The sequence below is a fragment of the Schaalia odontolytica genome, assembly GCF_002847525.1.
In the GTDB taxonomy this organism is placed as follows: domain Bacteria; phylum Actinomycetota; class Actinomycetes; order Actinomycetales; family Actinomycetaceae; genus Pauljensenia; species Pauljensenia odontolytica_B.
On sequence record NZ_PKKM01000011.1, the window covers coordinates 82,260 to 100,329 of the forward strand.

An 18,070-nucleotide genomic window follows, 5' to 3' on the forward strand; every position below is an offset into this window, starting at 1 on the left:
TCACCTCACCAGGCTTGCCGTGAGATCAAAGGTCACGGACGATGCTTTCGCGTAGTTGGCGTGCGATTCGACCGCGATACGGTTGACGCCATCCTTGAGCAGCTTGCGGGGCACCGTGATGCGCACGAGCTTGTTCTTCGCCGTAGTGAGGCCCACGTTGGAGGAGGCTCGCGTGTTGGCGTCGATCGTGCCCTCGGGCATGTTCACGCGCTTAATTTCGGTGCCGTTCACGTAGATGACTGCACCATCGTCAACGCGGACATCGAGGGTGACCTCGAAGTCGGCGCTGAGGGTACCGAAGTTGACGTCACGCACGAAGTAGTTCGTGATGGCTCGGTCCGCCGCAGGCATCGTGAAGGGCGTACCGGCGTCGCGGTCGCCCCAGCCGAGCGGGCTGGCGCCGTGCTTCCACGAGGACAGGTCGGCGGTGGAGTTCCACTTGGCGTCGGGCGCTTCCTTGGAGTTCCAGTAGTTCCAGTACATGCCCGAGAACAGGAAGGGTCCGAAGTTAAGCGCAGACACGTCGAGGACCTCGAGGGGCTTGTCCGGGTCAGGCGTGAGCGGAACATCCGGCTGCGGCTGGGGTGCCGGCTCCGGTTCGGGCACGGGTTCGGGAGCAGGCTCGTCGCCCTTGGTGACGACCTTGACCATGCCGTCGATGGTCATCGACGAGCTGGAGCGGTAGTTCAGGTGTGTTTCGACGGCCAGCGTGTTCGCGCCGGCGACCAGCTTGTCCGCGGGGACGAAGACCAGCTGTCGGTCGGCTCGCGCAGAGGGCGTCGAGACAGAGGCGGATGCGAATGTAGACGCGTCAACCGTTCCATCGCCCATGCGCTGGCGAGCCACCTCGTTGCCGTTGACGTACACCACGGCACCATCGTCAGCCGTCACGGCGACGTTGACGCCGCCGATGGCGGTGGGATCAGCGACCGTGAAGTTGATTCGCGCGTAGGTGGTGACGGGGCGGGTCTTGGCCGTGCCCGGGGTCAGCTTCGTGTTGAGGCCGGGGCCGCCGTAGCCGATCGGGGATGCACCGCGGCTCCATGCAGAGTCGTCGAACGAGGTCTGGGCCCAGTTCTCGGCGACCGGATCGGTCGACCAGTGGTACGCCCAGGTGTCGTCCTCGTCCACGAGCAGCGAAGAATCGTCGGGCTGCGCGGGCTTACCGTTGGAGTCGACCACGTAGGCGTGCGTGGACGCGCCGCGCAGGCCGTCGGAGGCGACAGCGCGCACGAAGAAGCGGTTCTTGCCGCCCAGGGGCACGGTCACGGAGTTCGAGGTCGTGGTGGCGATCGGACGATCGTCACGCAGGATGTCGTAGGAGACGGCACCGGGCACGGAGGACCACTTGAGGGTCACCTGCTGGGAGTTGCCGTCGGAGGCGCGCAGGTTGGCGGGCACGGCGGGTGCGGTAGCGTTGCGCGCAGGCATGCGCACGAAGCCGCCGGACCACTGTCCCGAGGTGAGCGACGTGTAGGAGTAGTTGAAGTCGCCGCCTGCCCACAGCGCGCCGTCGTCGCCCATTTCGAGGGCCCACGCGCCGGTGAAACGCTGGGAGGACAGGCGGTAGGGGGTCCAGCCGAGCTGGCGGCCCGTGGCCTCGTCCCAGCCGCCGACCCACTGGATTTCGTCGGCGCGCGTCCAGGAGGTGCCCAGCGTCAGGTAGTGGTAGGCGTCCTGGAAGGCGAAGTCGGAGCAGTGGCACGAGGCGTAGACGACACCCGTGGCGGAGCGGGTGCTCGCCTGAACGTCTCCGCCGTTCTGCATGGTGATGGAACCCGAGGTGCGGGTCATCGAGTCGGAGTTGTATCCGAAGAGCGAGTGCTGCGAGCCGCCGAAGTACACGCGGCCGTTGCGCGCGGTGACGGTCTGCTGGTACTTGCCGATCAGGTAGGAGTGCTGGAAGGTCCAGGACGAGTCCAGCGCAGCGCCGGTGGCTGTGGACAGTCGACCCGCATTTTCGACGACCAGGTTGTGCGCGCGCGTGAAGTAGCCGGCAGCGTAGTAGTAGGTCTCGTTTTCGTCAACGTCGATATCAATGACGGTGCCGTTGAACTCGGGGTTCCACGAGCGGTCGGGCTTGCCGTTGATATCGAGGCGCGCGCCGTTACGGGCATAGGTCCACGACGCACCGTTGCCCTGGAAGTGCGTGAAGATACCGCCCAGGTAGATGTGGTCGTTGATGATCTTGATGGACTTCACCGAGACGCGGCCACCGTTGGCGCCGGTGCGCGCCTGCAGGGTCCACGACGGGTCAATCTGACCGGTCGCCGGGTCGATCAGAACCGTGCCGACGTGGGTCTCACCGTTGACCTTCGTGAAGTCACCGACGACGAGCAGCTTACCGTTGGGTAGCTCGGCGAGGTCCTTAACCTGGTTGTTGAAGGAGAAGGTCTGTCCGTTCCACTCCCCCGTCGTCGCATCGAAGCCGGCGAGACCCGAGGATGCGATCTCCTGGCCGTTCTTACCCTTCTGCACGCCGGTGAAGTTACCGCCGACGTACATGGTCGAGCCGATCTGCTCGAAGGCCTGGACCTGGATATTGCCTTCCTTGTAGGAACCGTTGAGGTTGCCGGTCACGCCCCAAGACATCGGCGAGGCGAACTCAGAAGCGGTGTCCTTCTGCTTTTCGGCGGGCGTGCCGCCGTCGCCGATGGCGCGGAAGCTGGCATCCGTCGAGCGCAGCTGCGGACGCACGTAGGCCTCGGCGTAGGGGTTGATGATCGAGCCGTTGTAGTGGAAGTACGACGTCGAGGAGGACGTGTCGGCCCACGACGTGGCGAGAGGGCCGTAACCCCAGCCCATCGTGTACTTGTTCTGCGCGGAGGCCGTCAGGTTGACGTATCCCCAGCCAGTGTTCGTGCCGAAGCCCGACCAGACGATGCCGCCGTTGACCCACCACTCGCGGTTGAACTTCACGTCCACGGGGTGGGCGCTCTTAAAGGGCCAGATGAAGTCGCGCATCTTCGGGAAGCGCATGCGTACCGTCTGGTAGGCGGTGCCCCTGTGGTTCCAGGCGCGCTGGACCATGATGCCGTCATCGAGGTCGGAGACCGCGGTGCCGCCGAGCAGGCCGTTGACGGTTTCGTGCGAGGCCTGGACGACGTCGAAGTCGCCGGCCGTACGCGGACGGGTCTTGAGCTTCTCCTGGTCGCCCTTCCCTTGGCTCCACGTCTCCCAGCCTTCGCGGCCGCGACCGATGAGGACCCAGCCGCCGCCGTCCGTGGTCTGGTCGCAGAAGAACTGGCCGGGGGCCTCCATGGTGGAGGTCTGCAGCCAGTACGTTCCGTTCTGAGAACGCGGGTCGTTCTGCTTGATTTCCCAGCACGAGGCCGCAGCGGTGGCCTCGCTCAGGCCATCGTGGAGCGGGTCGGCGGCTGCGTGGGCAGCCGGGGAGAATGCAAGAACGCTCAGGCCGGTCACTGATGCCAGTCCGAGCGCCATGCAACGGCGCATAAAACTCATGGGGTCCTCACAGGTATCGCGTAAATGGTTACTTCTATAGTGTCACGATAATTGCCACCGTTCAACCACTTGGTTAGGACAACGTGGGAGTCGTTTACCACATACAAGTCAACCCCCGCCAAAATAAGGCGGGGGTTGTACCTGTCAACACGATTCACGAGCTGGATCGAACCATTTTCACCGGCTCACACCTCGCGCGAACTCGAGAGGAAAAGAACGATTCTTCCCTTATTTCACAAGAGTCGCGTTCAGGTCGAAGGTCATCGAGGGCGAGCCCTTGTAGTTGAGGTGCTCCTCGACGCCGATGCGGTTCACGCCGCCTGTCAAGAGGCTCGCAGGGATGGTGACCTCGAGCAGATCGGAGGATGCCTTGGAGGCGCTCACAGCCGAGTTCGCGTAGGTGGTGTGAGTAATGTTTCCATCGGACATACGTTTCGTGTCGATGACCTTGCCATTGACTCGCAGAACCACGCCGTCATCCGCGCGCACCTTGACGGTCAGCGAGGTGTTCGGGGTGATCGCGCCCAGGTCGATGTCGCGCGCGAAGTAGTACGTGATCGCACGATCCTTCTTGGCAATATCGAGGGCGGTTACCGCGGCAGAGTCTCCCCAGCCAATCGGGCCGGAGCCACGGTTCCAGCTCTGGAGGGAGCCGGTCGTGGCCCAGTCGGAGGCGGGGGCTTCCGTCGAGGTCCAGTAGTTCCACTCGTCACCGGTCTGGATGACCGTGCCGGACTTGACGGAGGCCGCGTTGATCGGCTGCGTCGCATCGGTCGGCTCGGTGCTGCGCTCGGCGGGAACGGAGCTGTTGTCGTCCGGGGTGCCTTCCACGCGGAAGATGGAGGCCTGCATGGAGACGGTGGCCGTGCGCATGTAGTTGACGTGCGTTTCCACGGCAATGACGTTGTCGCCGGTCTTCAGCGCCGATGCGGGGACGAAGACCTCGGAGAGGGAGGCGGAGGCAGCGGCGAAGTTGGGCGCGGAGTCGGCGCGGGTCGCGTAGCTGACCGTGCCGGCACCCATGCGGGTGCGATCCACCTCGACGCCGTTGATGTAAACGACGGCGCCATCATCGGCCAGGTACTTGACGTTGATGCCCTTGAGGGCCTTCGCGTTGGCCACCTGGAAGTGCGTGCGGTAGTAGGTCGCCACGGGGCGCGAGCCCTTGGTGGCGATCTGGGTCGCGATCGCGGAGTCGCCGTAGCCCAGCGGTGCTGCGCCGGTCGGCCACGCGGAGTCATCGAACGAGGCCTGGGCCCAGTTCTCGGGGGCGGCGCTGGCTTCGGCGCGGTAGTTCCACGTCGCGTTCGCTTCGAGCAGGACCGGGTTGGAGGCGTCGGCCTGGCCGGGGGCCGGAGCGGTGTAGACCGCGGTGGTTGCGGAGCGGTTGCCCTCGGCGTCGACGGCGCGCACGAAGTAGCGGTCCTCGCCGCCGCGCGGCACCTCGACACTGGTGGTCTCGGAGGTGGCGATCGGACGATCGTCGCGCAGAATCTCGTAGGACACGGCGTCGGCGACACCCTCCCAGGCGAGGGTCACGGTGGAATCGTTCGACGCAGAGGAGCGCAGGAGCGAGGGCGCCTCGGGCGCGACGTTGTCGCGGTTGTCGTAGCGAGCGAAGCCGCCGTTCCACTGGGTGCGGGTGGCATCGGTGTGGGAGAGGGTGAAGTCGCCGCCCACCCACAGGTTGCCGTAGTTATCGGTCGTCAGCGCCCAGGCGCCGGTCTTGCGGAGCGAAGAAAGCTCAAAGGGGGTCCACTTCAGGCTCTCGCCGGTGGCGGCATCCCACGCGCCAACCCACTTGATCTCGTCGACGCGCGACCAGGAGCCGTTCATCGACCAGACGTACATGTCCTGGTATGCAGCGTCGGAGCAGTGGCAGGAGCCGTAGATAACGCCCTTGGCGGACACGGTCGTGGCCTGGAGGTCGCCACCGTTGCTGAAGGTCATGGCACCGGAGACGCGCTGGTTGGTGGCAGTGTCGTAGCCGAACAGGGAGTGCTCGGAGCCGCCGACGTAGACGCGGTTGCCCGCCGTGGCGATGGTCTGCTGATACTTACCGGCAGTGGCGCTGGACGGCACGAAGTCGAAGTCCGTGTCCACGGCCGCACCCGGCTGCGTGGAGAACTTGGCGGCGTACCAGGCGCGCTGATTACCGTGCGCCGTGGTGAAGTGGCCGCCCGCGTAGAAAGCGCTGTTCGCCTCGGAAACGCCAACGGCCTGAACGGCACCGCTGATCTCGGGGTTCCACGAACGGTCCGGGCGCCCGCTCAGGGAGACGCGTCCAGCATTACGCGCGTAAACCCGGGAGCTGCCACCGCCGGAGAGGTGGGTGAAGGCACCACCCATGTAGACGTTGCCGTCGTAGTAGGTCAGGGCACGAACGCTCACGGCGCCGCCGCGCAGCGCGTTGGTGATCTGTAGGTCCCACGAGGGGTCGATCTGACCGGTCGAGGGATTGATGACAACGGTACCGGAGTGGGCCTCGCCGTTGACGCGGGTGAAGTCACCGCCGACGAGGAGGCGGCCGTCAGGCAGGGCGAGGAGGGCCTTGACCTGCGCGTTGAAGTCGAAGGTCTGGCCGGTGAAGTCGCCGGTGGCCACGTCGAAGGCCGCAAGGCCGCGCGAGGAGATCTCGGCGCCCTTCTCACCCTGCTTAACGCCGGTGAAGTTGCCGCCCACGTACATGGTGGAGCCGACCTGAGCGAAGGCCTGGACCTGGATATTGCCCTCACGGACGGAGCCGTTGAGGTTACCGCTCACGCCCCACGAGGTCTTGGCGGCGTACTGCGAAACGGCAGCGGAGACCGTCGAGGCGCCGAGGCCCTCATTAGGGATGCGAGTGAAGGCAGAAGAGTCCGAGGAGATGCGCGGACGCACGTAAGCCTCGGCGTAGGGGAAGACCGTCAGGCCCGACTTGCGGAAGTAGGAGGTCGCAGAGGTGACGTCACCGGTCCAGTTGGAGGCGAGAGCGCCGTAACCCCAGCCCATCTTCCAGCCCGTTGTACGGGCCGAGGGGTAGGTCTGCAGGCCGTTCCACTCGTTGTCGTAGCCGGTCAGGCCCCACATGAGGCCGGAGCGCCAGCCACCCTTGTCCAGCTGGACGTTGACCGGGTGGGCCATCTTGAAGGGCCACACGAAGTCGGTCATCTTCGGGAACTGAAGATCCATGGTCTGGTAGGAGCGGCCCGATGCGCTCCAGGAGCGCATGACGCGCACGCCGTCAGCCTGGTCCTTCACCGGCTCATTATTAAGCAGCTCGGTGACGGCCTTGTTGGACAGCTGGACGACCTCGAAGTCATCGGAGGTGCGCGAGCGAGCGGTCAGCTTCGCAGGATCACCCTTGCCACCGCTCCAGGATTCCCATCCTTCACGGCCGCGGCCGATCAAGACCCAGCCGCCGCCATCTGTCGTCTGGTCACAAAAGAACTGGGCGGGGTGATCCATCGCGGGAGTCTGGAGCCAGTAGGCACCGTCCGCTGCCTCGGGATTCCGCTGCTTAATATCCCAGCACGATGCGGCGGCAGTTGCAGCACTCAGGCCGTCGCGAACGATAGCCTGACCGGGTGCAGAATCTCCCTGACCTGCACCAACAGCGTGAGCCGTCGGAGCAAGCGCGAGGGAAGCGCAGGCGACAATCGGCGCAGTTGCAAGGATTGCAAGGCGCGAAAGTGCAGAAGCCATGACACGACCTTTCGAAGGGAACGGAAACTTGTTGCATAAATAATTACACAACAATCCCCTTCAGATCAACCGATTGGTCAAGGGGGCCTTTCACAGGTGCACCATGCACCCCATTTTCACCCCCGGCGACGCCTCGCGAGGGACCCAAGTCCCGACAGGTGGAGACGATCCCTGAACGCGGTGCAAACACAGGCAAAAACAAGGACCGAGAGGGCGGAGCCAGCGATGGTTGCAACGAAAGAATCGCGCCCCAGCCACCACGCTATACACCCGCCCGGAATAACGGCAGACACTCCCACGACAAGGATCGGCTTGACCACCTCCGACAATTTTGGTGTCACACCAATAAATCGTGAGACCTGAACGGTTGCCATGCCAGCGTCAAGCACCATGCACACGGCCCACACGATGGCCGCCGCGACCATTCCTCCGCGAGGAATAAAAATGACGTTACCCACAACGTTGAGACTCAGCACCACGATCTTGTTGACTGCAGCCCACCCGGACCGCCCGCTCATAATGAGCAGCGAGTGAATATTTCCCGCCATGAAAGTCACGATGGAGCCGATGCATAGGACCGCGAGGACGTTCGCACCGGGAGCGAAGCCATCACCGAGAATGCGCATGAGCGCAGGCGCGTAGATCGCCATGAGCGCGTAGATCGGGGCGGCGAACAGGACGAGCCAAATCGAGGCCGTGCTGTAGAGGTCGCGCAGCTCCTTCGTCTTACCCTGGTGCAGGAGTTTGGAGAACTGCGGGGAAACGACGACGCGCAGGGCCGTGTCGACGACCATGCCCGCCTGGATGAATCGGATCGCACCACCGTAGATACCCGAGGCCGCGTCGCCCGCCAGGAGGCCAACGAGGAGGACATCCAGCCACTGCAGCGCCTGCTCGAGACCGGCGGTGAGGGTGCGAGGAAGCGCGAAGGACACAACCTGACGACGCCGCTGCGCGGTCGGCCAACGGCCCACCGAGTCGGCCGCCGAGGGCATGTGGCGCAGCAGCAACCACCACGCGGCCACGAGAACGACGACGAAAGGCAGCGCCCAGGCGACCGACACGAAGGCCAGCGACCCGGTGAACGCGGCCGCGAGCGCGACGAGGAGCGGGCGCAGGCCGGGCAGCAGCAGGTTCTGGATGAGGACGTACTCGCGCATGTTGCCAAGCGCCCGCAGGGCGGCGGATGCGACCAGGGTGAGGGCGCCGATCGGCACAAACCACAGCACCGCACGGGTCGATGCCGTCACCTCAGCATTCCAGATCAACGGAGCCACGGCCTCGAGAATGAGGACGCACACGGTGGACACGCCCACCGTCATGGAGGCCATGAAAGACAGTGTCGCGCGGATTTCCTCAGGTGCATCCAACGATAGGCGGGGCATCAGGTAGATCGCGGTGGAGTCGAGGCCAACCTTAGCCAGGGCCATGACGATTGCAAAGACGCCGGTCGCCTGGGTGACGATACCGGCTCCCTCGGCGCCCAGCATGCGCGACAGGATGATTGTGAATGCGAAGCCCAGGACCGCCGAGGCGGCCGCTCCGACGAAGCCAACGATGCCCCCGCGCGCGAGGGAACGCCTGGCTTGATTTGCCTCACTCATGATTAACCTTCCCGCTACCGCGCGGTAGCCTTTCTCTATAACCTACCGATGGGATACACATGGACTTCATCAACTCGCTCTCCCCTGCCCGCAAGAAGAGCCTTCTGGCCGCTGCGATCCTCCTGATCATCGCGCTCGTCATCGTCGGATTCCTGCGCCTGACGGGCTCCGCCGACACCGACGCAGCCGCGTCCACCGCGTCCGGCGCGCAGAGCATCGACGACGACGCGCAGTCCGACATCCCGCAGTCCGTTCCGAAGACCATCGCCCCGCAATCGGGCGGCCCCGCGAACGCATCCGGCTCGCTGACCACGGATGCTGAGGCCGCTGGACAAGCTACCTTCGTCGTCAACACCCTGTGGGGCGCGTACGCCGATCCCGAGCAGGCCCGTGCGACCGACCTGTCCTCCGTGCTCACAGGCTCGGCGCTGGAGGAGTTCGACGCGCAGGCCCTCGAGTGGACGCGCGACGGCACCCATACCACCGGCTCCCCCACCCTCGAGGACGTGCACATCATCAGCGACGACGGGGCTGGAAACATCACGGTCTCGGCGTGCGTCGATTCTTCCAGTGTTCGCGTCCTCAACGACGCGGGAACTGCGCTGACGGACGACACGACCATGACCCGCGCCCTCACCTATTTTCAGTTTGTGAAGGACGGCGGTGCGTGGAAGCTGTCCGGCTTCTCGTTCCCCGACGACCCGACTTGTTGAGTCGAGCAAGCATGTGAGTGGCAAAAGCCCCGTCGTTCGCGGCGGGGCTTGTCCATTGCCCCATGCGCACGGTGCGCTCGGCGCGGACTGTTCCCGCGACACTACCAGCGCTCGCGGCATCTGCACGCTCAGCCTCGGCCCGCTTAATCGGGTCGCTTTCTTCTTCCAGGTGGCGCGACAGCAGCGCCACCGCGACGACGGAGATCATGAGGCCAGTGTTCATGCCGTAGTAGAACTGCTCCACCAGGGTGGCCAGGATGATGCCGCCCAGGATTGAGCCGTACACGTCCGTCGCGCGCCAGATGCGCGGGAACATGCGCAAGAAGAAGGCGAGGAACAGGGCCAGGCCCACCAGGCCGTAGGAGAAGATGACCGTCCAGAACTGGCCCTGCGTGCCCAGGGAGGGCAGCCACGGCGAGGACGAGGGGCGCGGGGCACCGAAGCCCAGGAGCGGGGACTGCTGGAGCTCATACAGGGTCTCCAGGTAGTTGGAGGCGCGGTCCTCCGTCGAGGAGGACGCGGCGACGCGCTCGAGAAGCGACTGCGAGGCCGGGGTGGCCAGCCAGGCGCCCACGCCCACAATAACGGCCGCGACGATGCCGAGGACGGTGCGCCAGGCCCCCGCGCGCAGGCGCTGGAACCCGACCCACACGACGATGACGAGCAGGCCGATGTACATGCCGCGGTTGAGCGTCGCTGCTGCCGGGATGACCGACAGTGCACACACGGCGGCCACGAGGAAACGCCACTTAGAGCGCTCGCGCCACAGCACGTACGCGAAGACGAGCGCGAGCGGGAAGATCAGCGAGTAGACGTTGCCGTAGGTGTTGGAGTAGATGAAGGGGGCCGATGGACGCGGGTCGGAGAGGATCCACGACGACGGGTTCCACTGGGTGGTCGCGCGCTTCGTGAACTCCTTGACGAAGTCGTTGGAATGCAGGGCGCGCGGCACCAGGTAGTACATGAGCGTCTTGAAGCGCAGCGTCGGCGCCGCCATGGCGATGAAGCCGCCGATCGTGGTCGAGGCCAGGAAGCCCCACATCGTGCCGACAATCGTGCGCACGCTCAGGGACTTGCGCGCGTTGAAGGCGTAGACCGCGAAAATGCCGGGCGAGAGCTCCAGCAGGAAGCGATAGAACGCGCCAATGACGCGCCCGCCCGTGTCGAGCATCGTCATCGAGGCCAGCACCCACGCCAGGAAGAACACCCACAGGATGGATCCGGGCGGGAAGCGCAGGCCGTGTCGGCCGATCATGAACACAAGCATGATCGACGCGAACAGCGGCCACATCAGGTCACCGGAACCGAGCACCCACCACAGGAAGTACGCCGAATAGGCCACGACGAAGGGCCACGCAGGCAGATCCTGCGCGTCCTCTCGTAGCGGCCCAATTTGGGCAGGGGCGGGTTTAGCCCAGAGTCCTCGACGCGGGCTCACGCGTGACCGTTCCCTTCGCCGATTGTTTCCGTCACGGACGAGGCCTGGGCCTCCTCAGCACTGCTCGGCGCGGTCGCGCTGCCGTGCGCGCTGTCCTGCTCGGCCGGGCGCGGGGCGCCAAGCTTGTTGCGGTTGCGCGAGGACAGGTAGAGGAAGGGACCCTCGAGGAAACCCTTGATTTCGGACTTGGTGAGCGAGCCGGGCACATCCTCGTCGGTGCCGGCAACGCGGGCGCCGCCGGGCTTGACGCGGTTGAGGACGCCGGGGACGCGGGTCGCCAGCGTACCGAGCACGGAGGGCTTCGCGATGATCGCCTTCGTCAGAAGAGCCGCCATGCCGGAGCCGTTGCCCCGGATCTGCTTATCCAGGCCGGCCTCGTCAACGCGGTGACGGTGGTGCACGAGGGCGTCAGGCGTGTGGATGATGACGTCGCCCGTGGCCAGGATGCGCGCGAACATGTCGAGGTCCTCGCCGCCGCGCGTCGAGGTGCCGGCGCCCAGCGCCGGGTCAAAGGGGCCGACCTCCATGAGGACGTCGCGACGCATGGCCATGCACACGCCTGCGCCCACGCGGGCCGTCGTGATCGGGAACAGCGGTCCACCGTCACCCTTCTCGCCCAAGACCTCGAGGCCCTCGGGGATATCGCCGACGCACCAGACGCGCGGGGACATGTCCTTGGGGAAGCCGCCGCGCGACTCGAACCAGCGCTGGGGCGCGTAGCGCTGCTCCAGGGGCAGCGCAATGCCCGTCGTGGCGGCCACGTACGGCGAGGCCGTGAACGGGTCGATCATGGCGGTGAGCCAGTGCGGGTCGACGATCGCGTCGTCGTCCGTAAAGACGATGACCTCGCCGCGAGCAGCGAGCACGCCGCGGTTGCGGGCGCGGGACAGGCCCGGACGGGACGCAGAGACGATGCTCAGGCGCGTATCGTCGATGCCCGCGAGCTTCTCTCGGGTCAGGCCGGTGTGCGGCGCGTTATCGACGACAACGAGCGTGAAACGCTGGTGATCCTGCGCGAGGATGGCGCGCACGGCTTGCTCAAGCATGTCGCAGGAGCCGACCGTGCACATGACAACGGTCGCGTCCACCTCGGCACCGGCGCCCTCTTCCCAGCCGCGCGCAGGGGCCGGCTCGACCTCGAGAACGCGCGGATCGGTCTCCGGATGGTCCGTGCCCTCGATCTCAACGAACGCCGAGTTGCGGCCGTTATCGCGCACGAGCACGAGCGCTCGCGGATCCGACGGGTCGCCCGAAATCAGCTGGGAGACGCGCGCAGTACGGTCAACGTGCCAGATGGAGGCGGCCAACTGATCGGCCACGGTGGTCTCCTCGGCGCTCATTTCTTGCCCTTCTTCGAGGAAGCCTTGGCGTTCGACTTCTTGGAATCGGACGTGTCTTCCGTGTCCTTCGACGGCTTGGACTCCACGACCTCGGAGGAAGTCTCTTCCGTGGCCTCTTCCTCAGCCTCGGGCTCGATGACCTCGGCCGACTGAGCGGGAGCGGTCGGAGCGGTGGCAGGCGCGGTCACCTGGTCGCCCAGGTAGATCAAGCCGTTCACCTCGCGGTTGATGATCGCCAGCTCGTCGAGGAGGGCGTGCAGCGCCTTCAGGTCGTGGCCCTTGCGCACGGCGACGAGGACGTGACGGGAGGGACGGACCTCGTCGAGGAGCGAGGCCAGGGGCTGCTTGATGTCGATGAGGCGCGGCGCGGGCACACGGGTCTCGGCCAGGGAGGCGGACAGGACGCGGTGCAGGTCGCGGGCCTGCGGATCGGAGGCGTCGACGATCAGGTCAACCCAGTGGTCGCGGTCGATCGCCATCGCGAGCATGCGGGTGGGGGCGAGCCACGGCTCGGGGGCGCCCTCCTCGGCACTCCACACGGGTAGTGCCGTCAGGTCGGCAAGCTGCGTGGGCGAGGCCAGGGAACGCGAGCGGGTCTCGCGGATGAGCACCAGAACCAGGCCTGCGAACAGACCGACCACGGTCGTGATGAGAATCAGGCGGAACTTCGAAGGCGAGATCTCGTCGCTCGAGGACGCGGCCGGGGTGATGACGCGGCCGGCGGTGGCGTGGTAGGGGGCGAGCTGCTCGGCATCCTTGGCGAGCTTCGTCAGCTCGGTGCGGATTTCTGCGGCGCGCGGGTTGTCCTTCGTGTTGCCGTCCTCGTCGGTCAGGGGCGCGAGGGAGGCAAGTTCGGTCTCGAGAGCCTCGATCTGCTCGTTGATGCCGGCGGCCATCTCGTCGGCGCGCTGCTCCACGAGAGCGGTGCGCTCGGTCAGGTAGGCGTTGGCAATCGCGTCGGCGGCGTCAACGGCCTGCTGGCGCGTGGGAGCCACGTACTCGATCTTGACGATCGTGCCGTTCGTGTCGCCCGACACCTCCATGTTGGAACGAAGCTCCTCGGCAGTGACACCATTGCCGAGGCGCGCGGCCGCGACGTCGAGGACGGCGGCGGACTTCGCGATGCCCTGCTCGGTCACCATGTCCGTCGTATTCGACAGGGAGGCGCGCACGACGGGAGCCGGGGTGAGCGACGGAGACGTCACGGTCATCGACACGGCCGCCGAGTGCGACACGGGGATACCAACGGCGGCTGCAACACCTACGACCAGGCCGGCCACGGTCCCCGCAACGATCGAGGTCCAGCGGCGTGCCAGCGCGTGACGAAGAATCTGCTGGCCGCCCGCGGGCGGAGGGGTCAGGATCATGACTGTTCTCCTTGGAGGTGAGAGCGCACCCACGCGGCGCGCGCATTGAGCCGGCGCTCGAGAGCGCGGCGAGACGGTGCGGGTCGAGACGCGACCCCCTGAGTGTAGACCTGCACGAATCGGTCGAGCTCACGCTCGGCCTCGTCGCGAGGAAGCGAAACGAGCGAGACCAGGCGCGGCAGCTCCTGGCCCGTCAGAGATACCGACAGGTCGGCGAAGGCCCGAGCCTGCTCCGGATTCTTCCACGAATCCGAGCGCCACGAGGCGTTTCCGGTGACCTGGCCCGGGTGAATGCGGTACAGCAGCCCCCAGGGCGCAATGCGGCGGATGCGCCCACCCGCGGATGCCACGCGCATCCACAGGTCGTAGTCCTCGGCGGGAACGCTGCGGTAGCCGCCGACGCGGTCCATGATCTCACGGATCGCGAGCATGGTCGGGTGGCACACGGGGTTAGTGAGCAGCAGGTGCCAGCCCATGTCCTCGGGCGTGATCTCGTAGGGCATGCGGGGCACCGGGCGGGAGCCGCGCAGCTCGATCATCTGCGTGAAGACCATGTCGTCGCCGCGCTCGATGGCCCGCATCGTGCGCTTGAAACGGCCTTTGAGGGACACGTCGTCGGCGTCCATGCGGCCCACGAGGCGCGAGTCGGTGCGCTCCATGAGCTGGGTGAGGACGCGGGAGACGCCGCCCTCACCCGGGGTAATGTCCTCGATGCGCAGGCGAGGATCGACCACTCCCCCACGCGACGCGCCGCGGATGGCCTCGCCGACCGTCGAATCCGACGACGAGTCGTTGCCGACGACCAGCTCGGCGTCGCGCGGCATAGCCGCCAGCGTCGAGGCCACGGCGCGCGTGATCGTGCCCGCCGCGTTACGCGCGGGCAGCAGGACGGACAGCTCAGGCACGGGACTCCCCCTGCTTGGCCGCCTCCTTGGCTGCCTGCTTAGCGGCCGCGTCCAGGGCACGCAGGTCGCGGAAGCGGCGACGCAGCGAAATCGAGGAATGCGCAACCGCAATAACGGCAAGGAACGTGTAGAGCACCATGAAAGGAACGCCGAAGCCCCACAGCACGAAGGACCAGCACAGCACGCCCGGATCGGTGGGCAGCAGCACGAAGGAACGCAGGTTCCCACCGCGCGTCTGCTTGCGGCCCGCCGCGCGCACGAACTGCTCGGCGAGGATCTGGCTCATGAACTGGCCCGAGGTCACCCATCCGTAGACGAGCGCGACGATAGCCAGCCACCACGACTCGGGGCGGTAGACCATGACCGCGGCGGCGGTGCAGAAGTGGATCGCCGGGGAACGGAACGCGTCGGCGACGTGATCGACCCACTCCCCCGTCTTCGAGGACGCGCCGGTGACGCGCGAGACCTGGCCGTCCGCCGAGTCGAACATGAAGCCGACCGCGAGGGCTGTGCCCACGATGAGGCCCGTCCACCACGCGGGTTCGAACGCGACGAGGACGATGAGTCCCACCGTCGAAAAGCACACGGAGATGAAACTGACGAAGTTCGGAGTCCATCCGAAAGCCGCGCAGGCGGCCGCAACGACGCGCGCAGCGCCGCGGTTGACCCAACGCATGTACGCGGGGACGCCCGCGCCCGGCTTCTGCGCGGCGGCAAGCGCGCTACGGTACGCGCTAAAACGCGTCCCCCAGGAGGAACCCGGCTCGAGCACAACGGGCAGGCTCACTGCGCCTCCCCTTCCGCCTTCTCCGCGTCCTGCGCGGGGGCCTCGTCAGAGAAGTCCTCGGGCGCAATGAAACGGCGCAGCTTCGTCGACGACGTCGACGGCGTGTACGGCAGGTAGACGACGCGCGCGCCGACCTCGGCCATTTCGGCCTCGAGCGCGGCGCCCTTCGGGGTGTCCTTCCAGTCGTCACCCTTGAAGAGGACGTCGAAAGGCTGGAGACGCCACGCGAGGCGCTTGTCCTGGTCCAGGTCGACGACAACCGCATCCACGAAACGCAGCGACGACACGAGGTCGCAGCGCTCCTTGAGCGGAATGACGGGGGCGCGGCCCTTCATACGGATGAGGGCCTCGTCCGAGGTCACGCCGACGACGAGGCGATCGCAGCGCTCACGCGCGGCGCGCAGGATGTTGAGGTGTCCCTGGTGGAACATGTCAAAACCCCCGGGCACGTAGCCGGTGATGGGGGTGCGTTGCTGAGTCGTTTCGTCCACGTAACAAGTGTGCCATTTATCAGGCGGTCAATGCGACACTTACCCGCTAAATGACCGAAAGATCACGTCCCAGCGTTCCCCACCAAGTGACAAGACACTCCGCACAGGGCCGTCATATCGCGCAAATATGACCAGATGGCCGCACGTCACCTTGTTACAGGGGGCGACACGCCAGCCGGGTGTCACGAGGCCGGCGCGCCGTTCGGGCGGTCAGGCTCGGCGTGCGCGCGGACCGCGCCCCGGCCTCGTTATTGCGTCGTTGAGGGGACCTCAGCGCGAGAAGACGACCGTTCGGTTGCCATTCATGAGGACGCGACGCTCCGCGTGGAAGCGGACGGCCTGGGCGAGGACACGGCGCTCCACGTCCTGGCCGAGGGCCACCATGTCGGGCGTGGAGTCGGCGTGGGAGACGCGGGTGACGTCCTGCTCGATGATCGGGCCCTCGTCGAGGTCGGCGGTCACGTAGTGGGCGGTCGCGCCGATCAGCTTCACGCCACGCTCGCGGGCCTGCGCGTAGGGGCGCGCACCCTTGAATGAGGGCAGGAAGGAGTGGTGGATGTTGATGACGCGCCCCTGCATGGCGCGGCAGACCTCGTCGGAGAGGATCTGCATGTAGCGCGCCAGGACGACGAGCTCAACGTTTTCGGAGGCGATGAGGTCGAGGAGCTGGCGTTCCGCCTGGGCCTTCGTGTCCTTCGCGACGGGGATGTTGAGGAAGGGGACGCCGTAGAACTGGGCGACGGGTGCCAGGTCCGGGTGGTTACCGACGACCGCGATCACGTCGATGGGCAGGCCCTGCGTCTGCTGTCGATACAGGAGGTCAGTCAGGCAGTGGCCTTCGCGCGACACCATGATGATGGTGCGCAGCTTGCGGCCCAGGTCGTCGACGCGGTAGGTGGCGCCGAATTCTTCGGCGACGCGGGCCAGGCCCTCGTCGATGGGGGCGCGGCCCTTCGGGGAATCCACCTCGACGCGCATGAAGAAGGTACCCGTGTCGGAGTCGCCGAACTGCTGGGACTGGATGACGTTGCCGCCGGCCCCGCCGATCACGCCGGTGACGGCATGCACGATGCCGGGGCGGTCCGGGCAGGACAGGGTCACAATAAGCTGCGCGTTTTCAGTCATGCGTTCCAGTCTAACCAGCTTCATACACGCGAACGAGGCAGGGGCAGGGTTTGCGGGAGATGCCACGGGGTTGCGGGGTGGGGGCACTGGCTGGGTGGGGTTGTGCCGTTGCGGGCGGGGTGACTGTCCGGGCGGGGGCCATGGCGGTTTCACGCATGTTTCACGAGGCACCAAGGCTGACCCCCAAGTTTCACGCGCGTTTCACGAGCCACCAGGGCCGGCCTGGCCTGTTTCACGCCCGTTTCACGAGCCACCAGCGGCACGGAGCGCGTCGCCTACGACTGGATCAAGAAGACCCCAACTGGATCAGCCCCACAGCGCGGCCACCCACTAACCGCCCCGCGCGCCCACGCTGCCTTACCAAACAATCTCGCATGCAATTCCCCACGGACACAGATTGACGACACCTCAGAAACCGCATGATTTCAACGTTTCGGTTTCAAAATCTGAAATATTGGCAGGGGAATTGCATGCGACTTTTGTTGAGCTGCACCCGATAAGGGACACTACACCCGATCAGAACGGGTGCAATGCTCACTGATCGGGTGCACGGCCTCATCGGCGACAAGCGACAGCGCGGATACACGTCAGGGGCAGCTCGGCCCCCGCCAACGAGTCCGGCGCTACGCACCATTTCACTGACCCGTGGCCGCTCACATGGCCCTCACCAACGCGTAGTAGGCATCAGGCCGCAATGATGCTTGTTTCTAAGTGGTGTTACACCATTTAGCGGGGTATTACACCAGCTCGGAGATGGTGTAATGCTCCCTAACTGGTGTAATGCTCCCTAACTAGTGCAGCGCTGCCCGGCACGGCTCGGCTGACATCTTGTTGGAGCAGCTATCGAGCATATCTTGCCGCGCGCAGGCTTGTTGCTCAGTAGCGTTGCACTACTTAGCGCAGCATTGCACTGGATAGTAAGCAGTGCAATGCCTTGCTATCTAGTGCATTGCTGCAGCATCTAGTGAATCGCTCCATGCGCAGGGCTGCCGCACGTCACCGAGGCGCCACGACCGCGCCATACTCACAGACGAACACCCCAGCAAGCCCGCAGCCCCCCAAGCCACAACCCCAAAGACCCGCGGGCACACGCCGACCCCGCGACCACAACCCGCAACAACACCCCGCATACATGCGGGCGCGCGCCGGGC

General features: G+C 65.9%; 11 protein-coding genes. 1 reads left to right on the plus strand and 10 read right to left on the minus strand.

The features are described from left to right. From CYJ22_RS08325 to CYJ22_RS08335, 3 genes are all read right to left on the minus strand, one after another. Positions 1 to 3,465, minus strand: coding sequence for a fibrinogen-like YCDxxxxGGGW domain-containing protein (locus tag CYJ22_RS08325; protein WP_101602280.1), 3,465 nt, complete (start codon positions 3,463 to 3,465; stop codon positions 1 to 3). 228 nt (positions 3,466 to 3,693) lie between these two features. Next, positions 3,694 to 7,149 carry a fibrinogen-like YCDxxxxGGGW domain-containing protein gene (locus CYJ22_RS08330; RefSeq protein WP_101602281.1) on the minus strand — a complete coding sequence of 1,152 codons (3,456 nt, stop codon included), beginning with the start codon at positions 7,147 to 7,149 and terminating at the stop codon, positions 3,694 to 3,696. Between the two features lie 116 nt (positions 7,150 to 7,265). Beyond that, positions 7,266 to 8,753 carry an oligosaccharide flippase family protein gene (locus tag CYJ22_RS08335; RefSeq protein ID WP_101602282.1) on the minus strand — a complete coding sequence of 496 codons (1,488 nt, stop codon included), beginning with the start codon at positions 8,751 to 8,753 and terminating at the stop codon, positions 7,266 to 7,268. Between the two features lie 59 nt (positions 8,754 to 8,812). Here CYJ22_RS08335 and CYJ22_RS08340 point away from each other — a divergent pair, with 59 nt between their 5' ends. Continuing rightward, positions 8,813 to 9,466 carry a hypothetical protein gene (locus CYJ22_RS08340; RefSeq protein WP_101602283.1) on the plus strand — a complete coding sequence of 218 codons (654 nt, stop codon included), beginning with the start codon at positions 8,813 to 8,815 and terminating at the stop codon, positions 9,464 to 9,466. Here the strand turns inward: CYJ22_RS08340 and CYJ22_RS08345 are convergent. The 7 genes from CYJ22_RS08345 to purU form a co-directional block, all read right to left on the minus strand. Beyond that, the gene (locus tag CYJ22_RS08345) at positions 9,387 to 10,904 is read right to left on the minus strand and encodes an O-antigen ligase family protein (RefSeq protein WP_101602284.1); all 1,518 of its coding nucleotides are present in this window, start codon (positions 10,902 to 10,904) and stop codon (positions 9,387 to 9,389) included. The genes CYJ22_RS08340 and CYJ22_RS08345 overlap by 80 nt on opposite strands. Continuing rightward, the gene (locus tag CYJ22_RS08350) at positions 10,901 to 12,244 is read right to left on the minus strand and encodes a glycosyltransferase family 2 protein (RefSeq protein WP_101602285.1); all 1,344 of its coding nucleotides are present in this window, start codon (positions 12,242 to 12,244) and stop codon (positions 10,901 to 10,903) included. The genes CYJ22_RS08345 and CYJ22_RS08350 overlap by 4 nt, the downstream gene beginning before the upstream one ends. Further along, entirely contained in the window at positions 12,241 to 13,611 is a 1,371-nt protein-coding gene (locus tag CYJ22_RS08355) for a hypothetical protein (RefSeq protein WP_101602286.1), read from the minus strand. Before CYJ22_RS08355 ends, CYJ22_RS08350 begins: the two co-directional genes overlap by 4 nt. Then, positions 13,608 to 14,516: a glycosyltransferase family 2 protein gene (locus CYJ22_RS08360; protein WP_101602287.1), complete on the minus strand. Its 909-nt coding sequence runs from the start codon at positions 14,514 to 14,516 to the stop codon at positions 13,608 to 13,610. Before CYJ22_RS08360 ends, CYJ22_RS08355 begins: the two co-directional genes overlap by 4 nt. After that, entirely contained in the window at positions 14,509 to 15,303 is a 795-nt protein-coding gene (locus CYJ22_RS08365) for a CDP-alcohol phosphatidyltransferase family protein (RefSeq protein ID WP_101602288.1), read from the minus strand. The genes CYJ22_RS08360 and CYJ22_RS08365 overlap by 8 nt, the downstream gene beginning before the upstream one ends. Beyond that, positions 15,300 to 15,794, minus strand: coding sequence for an adenylyltransferase/cytidyltransferase family protein (locus CYJ22_RS08370; RefSeq protein ID WP_034463946.1), 495 nt, complete (start codon positions 15,792 to 15,794; stop codon positions 15,300 to 15,302). The genes CYJ22_RS08365 and CYJ22_RS08370 overlap by 4 nt, the downstream gene beginning before the upstream one ends. A gap of 270 nt (positions 15,795 to 16,064) precedes the next feature. Next, positions 16,065 to 16,919: a formyltetrahydrofolate deformylase gene (gene purU / locus CYJ22_RS08375; protein ID WP_101602289.1), complete on the minus strand. Its 855-nt coding sequence runs from the start codon at positions 16,917 to 16,919 to the stop codon at positions 16,065 to 16,067. Between the last annotated feature and the right edge of the window lie 1,151 nt (positions 16,920 to 18,070).

Coding starts and splice junctions, on each gene's coding strand:
- CYJ22_RS08325 (WP_101602280.1), bottom strand. CDS start 3,465: ATGAGTTTTATGCGCCGTTGCATGGCGCTCGGACTGGCATCAGTGACC.
- CYJ22_RS08330 (WP_101602281.1), bottom strand. CDS start 7,149: ATGGCTTCTGCACTTTCGCGCCTTGCAATCCTTGCAACTGCGCCGATT.
- CYJ22_RS08335 (WP_101602282.1), bottom strand. CDS start 8,753: ATGAGTGAGGCAAATCAAGCCAGGCGTTCCCTCGCGCGCGGGGGCATC.
- CYJ22_RS08340 (WP_101602283.1), top strand. CDS start 8,813: ATGGACTTCATCAACTCGCTCTCCCCTGCCCGCAAGAAGAGCCTTCTG.
- CYJ22_RS08350 (WP_101602285.1), bottom strand. CDS start 12,244: ATGAGCGCCGAGGAGACCACCGTGGCCGATCAGTTGGCCGCCTCCATC.
- CYJ22_RS08355 (WP_101602286.1), bottom strand. CDS start 13,611: ATGATCCTGACCCCTCCGCCCGCGGGCGGCCAGCAGATTCTTCGTCAC.
- purU (WP_101602289.1), bottom strand. CDS start 16,919: ATGACTGAAAACGCGCAGCTTATTGTGACCCTGTCCTGCCCGGACCGC.